The organism is Kitasatospora sp. NPDC004799, from assembly GCF_040609095.1.
Lineage (GTDB): Bacteria > Actinomycetota > Actinomycetes > Streptomycetales > Streptomycetaceae > Kitasatospora.
Window position 1 is genome coordinate 1 of the sequence record NZ_JBEXJK010000471.1, and the last position, 6,213, is coordinate 6,213.

Annotated in this window: 6 protein-coding genes; all 6 read left to right on the forward strand. The window is 73.5% G+C overall.

What is annotated here, in order from left to right; translation table 11 throughout:
* On the forward strand, positions 1-2,666 hold a 2,666-nt coding region (gene infB / locus ABZW03_RS35710; RefSeq protein WP_355268045.1), incomplete at its 5' end, for a translation initiation factor IF-2.
* 142 nt (positions 2,667-2,808) lie between these two features.
* Entirely contained in the window at positions 2,809-3,105 is a 297-nt protein-coding gene (locus ABZW03_RS35715) for a DUF503 domain-containing protein (RefSeq protein WP_030289887.1), read from the forward strand.
* Positions 3,106-3,258: 153 nt separating this feature from the next.
* The gene (gene rbfA, locus ABZW03_RS35720) at positions 3,259-3,699 is read left to right on the forward strand and encodes a 30S ribosome-binding factor RbfA (RefSeq protein ID WP_207812580.1); all 441 of its coding nucleotides are present in this window, start codon (positions 3,259-3,261) and stop codon (positions 3,697-3,699) included.
* A gap of 2 nt (positions 3,700-3,701) precedes the next feature.
* The gene (locus tag ABZW03_RS35725) at positions 3,702-4,805 is read left to right on the forward strand and encodes a DHH family phosphoesterase (RefSeq protein WP_355268049.1); all 1,104 of its coding nucleotides are present in this window, start codon (positions 3,702-3,704) and stop codon (positions 4,803-4,805) included.
* Positions 4,806-4,840: 35 nt separating this feature from the next.
* Positions 4,841-5,770 (forward strand): tRNA pseudouridine(55) synthase TruB, encoded by a 930-nt coding sequence (gene truB, locus ABZW03_RS35730; protein WP_355268052.1) that lies wholly within the window; start codon positions 4,841-4,843, stop codon positions 5,768-5,770.
* Positions 5,771-5,962: 192 nt separating this feature from the next.
* The gene (locus ABZW03_RS35735) at positions 5,963-6,181 is read left to right on the forward strand and encodes a hypothetical protein (RefSeq protein ID WP_355268055.1); all 219 of its coding nucleotides are present in this window, start codon (positions 5,963-5,965) and stop codon (positions 6,179-6,181) included.
* Positions 6,182-6,213: the final 32 nt, after the last annotated feature.

Consider the following 6,213-nt stretch of genomic DNA (forward strand, 5'->3'; position numbering starts at 1 on the left):
GTGACGCCCCGCGTCCGTCCACCCAGGCCCCGCGCCCGAGTGGCCAGGCCTCCGGCGGCGCCCGTCCGGGCCCGCGTCCGGCCGGCCCGCGTCCGGGCAACAACCCGTTCACCTCGGGCAGCGCGACCGGCATGGGCCGCCCCGGCGACCGCCGTCAGGGCGGTCAGGGCGGCGACCGTCCGCGTCCGGCCGGTGCCCAGGGCGGCGGCGCTCCGCGTCCCGGTGGCGACCGTCCGCGTCCGGCCGGTGCCCCGGGTGCCGGTGCCCCGCGTCCGGGCGGCGACCGTCCGCGTCCCGCCGGTGCTCCCGGTGCCGGTGCCCCGCGTCCCGGTGGCGCTCCGCGTCCGGGTGCCCCGGGTGCCGGTGCTCCCCGTCCGGGTGGCGCTCCGCGTCCCGACGGCATGCCGCGTCCGGCCGCGCCGCGTCCCGGTGGCCCGACCCCGTCCGGCATGCCGCGCCCGAACCCGGGCATGATGCCGCAGCGTCCGGCCGGCCCGCGTCCGGGTCCGGGTGGCCGTGGTCCGGGTGGCCCCGGCGGCCGTCCGGGTGGTCCGGGTGCCGGTGGCGCCCGTCCGGGCTTCCAGGGTCGTCCGGCCGGTCCGGGCTCGCGTCCGGCCGGTGGCGGCGGCTTCGGCGGTCCGCGTCCCGGTGGCGGTGCCCCGGGCGGCGGCGGTGGCTTCGGCCCGCGTCCCGGCGGCTTCGGCGGCCGTCCCGGCGGCCCGGGTGCCCGTGGTGGCACGCAGGGCGCCTTCGGTCGTGGCCCGGGCGGTCGCCCGGCGCGCGGCCGCAAGTCGAAGCGGGCGAAGCGCCAGGAGTACGAGGCCATGCAGGCCCCGTCCGTCGGCGGTGTGATGCTGCCTCGCGGCAACGGCCAGACCGTTCGCCTGTCGAGCGGCGCCTCGCTGATGGACTTCGCGGAGAAGATCAACGCCAACCCGGCCGCGCTCGTCTCCGTCATGTTCAACCTCGGTGAGATGGTCACCGCGACCCAGTCGGTCTCCGACGCGACCCTCGAGCTGCTGGCCGGCGAGATGGGCTTCCAGCTGGAGATCGTCAGCCGGGACGACGAGGACCGCGAGCTGCTGGAGTCGTTCGACATCGACTTCGGCGCCGACGAGGGCGACGAGGACCAGCTGGCCCCGCGCCCGCCGGTCGTCACCGTCATGGGTCACGTCGACCACGGTAAGACCCGCCTGCTGGACGCCATCCGCAAGTCCAACGTGGTGGCCGGCGAGGCCGGTGGCATCACCCAGCACATCGGTGCCTACCAGGTCGTCACCGAGGTGAACGGCGAGCAGCGTCCGATCACCTTCCTCGACACCCCGGGTCACGAGGCGTTCTCCGCCATGCGTGCCCGTGGTGCCAAGTCCACCGACATCGCGATCCTGGTGGTCGCGGCCAACGACGGTGTCATGCCGCAGACGGTCGAGGCGCTGAACCACGCCAAGGCCGCCGGTGTGCCGATCGTGGTCGCCGTCAACAAGATCGACGTCGAGGGCGCCGACCCGACCAAGGTCCGCGGTCAGCTGACCGAGTTCGGCCTGGTGGCCGAGGAGTACGGCGGCGACACCATGTTCGTCGACATCTCCGCGCGCCAGGGCCTGCACATCGACCAGCTGCTGGAGGCCGTGGTCCTGACCGCGGACGCCTCGCTGGACCTGCGGGCCAACCCCGAGCAGGACGCGCAGGGTATCGCCATCGAGGCGCACCTGGACAAGGGCCGCGGCGCCATGGCGACCGTGCTCGTGCAGCGCGGTACCCTCCGCGTCGGCGACTCGATCGTCGTGGGCGACGCCTACGGCCGCGTCCGCGCGATGCTGGACGAGAACGGCAACAACCTCTCCGAGGCCGGCCCGTCCCGTCCGGTGCTGCTGCTCGGTCTGACCTCGGTGCCCCGCGCCGGCGACAGCTTCATCGTCGTCGACGAGGACCGCACCGCCCGTCAGATCGCCGAGAAGCGCTCGGCCCGCGACCGCAACGCCGCCTTCGCGCAGCGTCGGGTCCGGGTGTCCCTGGAGGACCTGGACAAGGCCATCGCCGCCGGCTCCATCGAGCAGCTCAACCTCATCATCAAGGGTGACGTCTCCGGTTCGGTCGAGGCCCTCGAGGACGCCCTCGTCAAGCTGGACGTGGGCGAGGAGGTCGAGCTCCGGGTCCTGCACCGCGGTGTGGGTGCCATCACCGAGTCCGACGTGGACCTGGCGATGGGCTCGGACGCCATCATCATCGGCTTCAACGTGCGCGCCGAAGGCCGTGCGCGCACCGCGGCCGAGAAGGAAGGCGTGGACGTCCGGTACTACTCGGTCATCTACCAGGCGATCGAGGAGATCGAGAACGCCCTCAAGGGCATGCTCAAGCCGGAGTACGAGGAGGTGCGCCTCGGCGCCGCGGAGATCCGCGAGGTCTTCCGCTCCTCCAAGTTCGGCAACATCGCCGGTGTCCTGGTCCGCGACGGCATCATCCGCCGCAACGCCAAGGCCCGCCTGCTGCGCGACGGCAAGGTCGTGGCGGAGAACCTCTCCATCGAGGGTCTGCGCCGCTTCAAGGACGACGCGACCGAGGTCCGCGAGGGCTTCGAGGCCGGTGTCACCCTGGGGTCGTTCAACGACATCAAGGTCGACGACATCATCGAGACCTACGAGATGCGCGAGAAGCCGCGCGCCTAGTCGGTGTCAGCCGGGGCCGGTCGACGGGTGGTATTTCCGTCGACCGGCCCCGGTCTCGCTGTGTAGGGTCCTCGTACGTACGGCGGTCCGGTTCCGGGCCGCCCGTCCCCGAGGCCTTCCAGGTCGGCGAGACCTGTCATACATGTTCGTGGGAACACTCACCTTCGACCTGCTGCTGGGCGACGTCCACTCGCTCAAGGAGAAGCGTTCGATCGTGCGGCCCATCGTGGCCGAACTGCAGCGCAAGTACAGCGTGTGCGCTGCCGAGACCGGGAACCAGGACCTGCACCGCCGGGCCGAGATCGGCCTCGCGGTGGTCTCCGGCGAAGCCGGGTACGTCACCGAGGTCCTGGACAGCTGTGAGCGGTTGGTCGCCGGCCGCCCCGAGGTGCAGCTCCTCTCCGCGAGGAGGCGCTACCACAACGACGACGACGAATGAGGACCGTGGAGCCGGCCGACGGAAGTCGCCGTTCTCACACGGATCAGGACCGAGAGCGCCCGCAAGGCCGGGCGCGGGCCGGTACTTTGGGGCGTGGGCCCCGACGGGTGCGCAGCTCGCCCGGGTACCGGGCCCACTGCACGAGGAGGCAACGTGACCGACACCGCAAGGGCGCGCAAGCTCGCCGACCGCATCCAGGTGGTCGTCGCCCAGACCCTGGAGCGGCGGATCAAGGACCCCCGCCTGGGGTTCGTGACCATCACCGACACCCGGGTGACCGGAGACCTGCGCGAGGCCACCGTCTTCTACACCGTCTTCGGTGACGAGACCGAGCGCGAGGCCACCGCGGCCGCGCTGGAGAGCGCGAAGGGCGTGATCCGCTCCGAGGTCGGCAAGATCGGGGTGCGCTTCACCCCGACGCTGACCTTCGTCGCGGACGCGCTGCCGGACAACGCCCGGAACATCGACGACCTGCTCGACCGGGCCCGCACCTCGGACGCCGCCGTGCGTACCCAGGCCGCGGGGGCGAGCTACGCCGGCGACGCGGACCCGTACCGGGTTCCGGCGTCCGAGCGTGACGACGAGGACGAGTAGTCATGGCGGGTGAGCCGGCCCGGGCCGCCTCGCGAGCCGGATCGACCACGGGGGCGTCCTCCACCAGCACGGTGGAGGACGCCCTCGCGGCGCTCCCGGGCCCGCGCAGCGAGGAGAGCGGGTTCGAGCTGGTCTGGCAGCAGGTAGTGGCGGAGATCGGGCGGGCCCGTTCGATCGACCTGATCTGCCACATCTGCCCGGACGGCGACGCGCTGGGCTCCTCGCTGGCGGCCGCGCTGGCGCTGCGCGCGCTCGGCAAGCAGGTGCGGGTCTCCTTCGGCGACGACCCGCAGGTCGTGCCCGAGTCGCTGACGTTCCTGCCCGGCCAGGAGCTGATCGTGCCGGCCGCCGAGGTGCCGGACGTGCCCGAGCTGGTGCTCTGCTTCGACGTGGCCGCGGAGAGCCGGCTCGGCCTGCTGCACGACAAGGCCTTCGCCGCGCCCGTCCTGGTGGTGTTCGACCACCACGCCTCCAACCCGGGCTTCGGCACCCACCAGCTGATCGACCCGACCGCGCCGGCCACCGCCGTGCTGGTCGACGAACTGCTGCGCCGGCTCGGCGTCGAGCTCGACCAGGAGCTGGCCACCTGCCTCTACACCGGTGTCGCCACCGACACCGGTTCGTTCAAGTACCGGGCCACCACGCCCGCCACCCACGAGCTGGCCGGTCGGCTGCTGGCCACCGGCATCCGGCACGACCTGATCTCCCGGCAGCTGTGGGACACCTCCTCCTTCGGCTACCTCAAGGTGCTCGCGGGCGCGCTCGACCGGGCCGTCTACGAGCCGGACGCGGCCGGCGGCCTGGGCCTGGTGTGGACCTGGGTGCCGTACCAGGACCTCGCGCTGTTCAGCGTCACCGTCGAGGAGATCGAGGGACTGATCGACGTGCTGCGCCGCCCGGCCGAGGCCGAGGTGGCGCTGGTGCTCAAGCAGGACCCGGACGGCACCCTGCGCGGCTCCTCGCGGTCCAAGGGCGCGGTGGACGTCGCCGCGGCCTGCGCCGAACTGGGCGGCGGGGGGCACGTCTTCGCGGCCGGATTCAGCGTCCGGGAGGACGTGGCCGCGGTGGTCGAGCGGTTCCGGGACGCCCTGCGGCCGGTACGTTGATCACCTCTGCTGATGTTGTTGAGAGAAAGAACCCGATGAAGCGCAAAGGCACCGGCCCGGACGGCCTGGTGATCGTCGACAAGCCCGAGGGCATCACCTCGCACGGGGTCGTCGCCAAGCTGCGGTGGCTGGCCGGGACCCGGAAGGTCGGGCACGCCGGCACCCTGGACCCGATGGCCACCGGCGTGCTGGTGATCGGCGTCGAGCGGGCCACCCGGCTGCTCGGCCACCTGATGCTCACCGCCAAGACCTACGAGGCGACCATCCGGCTCGGCCAGACCACCGTGACCGACGACCGGGAGGGCGAGGTCACCTCCTCGGCCCCGGCCGACGCCGTCACCCGGGAGGCGATCGACGCCGGGATCGCGGCGCTCACCGGCGAGATCATGCAGGTGCCGTCGAAGGTCAGCGCGATCAAGATCGACGGCAAGCGCTCGTACGCGCGGGTGCGCGAGGGCGAGGAGTTCGAGCTAGCGGCCCGGCCGACCACGATCCACTCCTTCACCGTGCACGGGCAGCGCGCGGCGGTCGCCGAGGACGGCACGCCGGTGATCGACCTGGACGTCACCGTCGAGTGCTCCTCCGGCACCTACATCCGGGCGCTGGCCCGGGACCTGGGCGCCGGGCTGGGCGTCGGCGGGCACCTGACGGCGCTGCGGCGCACCAAGGTCGGGCCGTACGGGGTGGAGTCGGCGCGCACCCTGGAGCAGCTGGAGGCCGAGGTCACCGGCGAGGCGGCCAAGGGGCTGGAGGTGCTGCCGATCGCGGCGGCCGCGGCGGCCGCCTTCCCGCGCTGGGACCTGGACGAGGCCTCGGCGCAGAAGCTGTCGCACGGCGCCCGGCTGAAGGCGCCCGGGATGGGCGTGGACGGGCCGATCGCGGTGTTCGGGCCGGACGGGCGCTTCCTCGCCCTGGTCGAGGAGCAGGGCGGGCAGGCGAAGCCGGTCGCGGTGTTCGTCGGCTGACGGCCCCGCCGCCGTTCCGGGCCCCCGTCGGGAGTCACCCCGACGGGGGCTCCGCCGTTCCCGGCGCGCCTTCACCCGCAGGGGGGAGCGCGCGGAGCGAACGCCGGTGGTGAGCGGCGCGGGCGCGGTCGGGCCGCCGCCCCGGCGGGCAGGCTCCCGGCGGCGAGCGAGCGACGGCCGAGGGGGCACGAGATGCCGGGGTTTCCGGAGGGCGATCCGGGGCGGTACCTGTTGCGGATCCGCGACCCCGCCGGGCGGCTGCGCGGCCTGGGCTTCGTCGCCGACCGGCTGGGCGGCGTGCTGACGGCGCAGGAGAGCGTGGCCGGCCTGGACCGGGTCGGCCTGCACGCCCCCGGCGGGCGGGCCGCGGTGCTCGGCCCGGACGCCGTCGACCGCGCGCTCGCGTACTGATCCGGGGGAGCGAAGATGACCACCGAAGTTCG

Coding starts and splice junctions, on each gene's coding strand:
- truB (WP_355268052.1), top strand. CDS start 4,841: ATGAAGCGCAAAGGCACCGGCCCGGACGGCCTGGTGATCGTCGACAAG.
- ABZW03_RS35735 (WP_355268055.1), top strand. CDS start 5,963: ATGCCGGGGTTTCCGGAGGGCGATCCGGGGCGGTACCTGTTGCGGATC.
- ABZW03_RS35725 (WP_355268049.1), top strand. CDS start 3,702: ATGGCGGGTGAGCCGGCCCGGGCCGCCTCGCGAGCCGGATCGACCACG.
- ABZW03_RS35715 (WP_030289887.1), top strand. CDS start 2,809: ATGTTCGTGGGAACACTCACCTTCGACCTGCTGCTGGGCGACGTCCAC.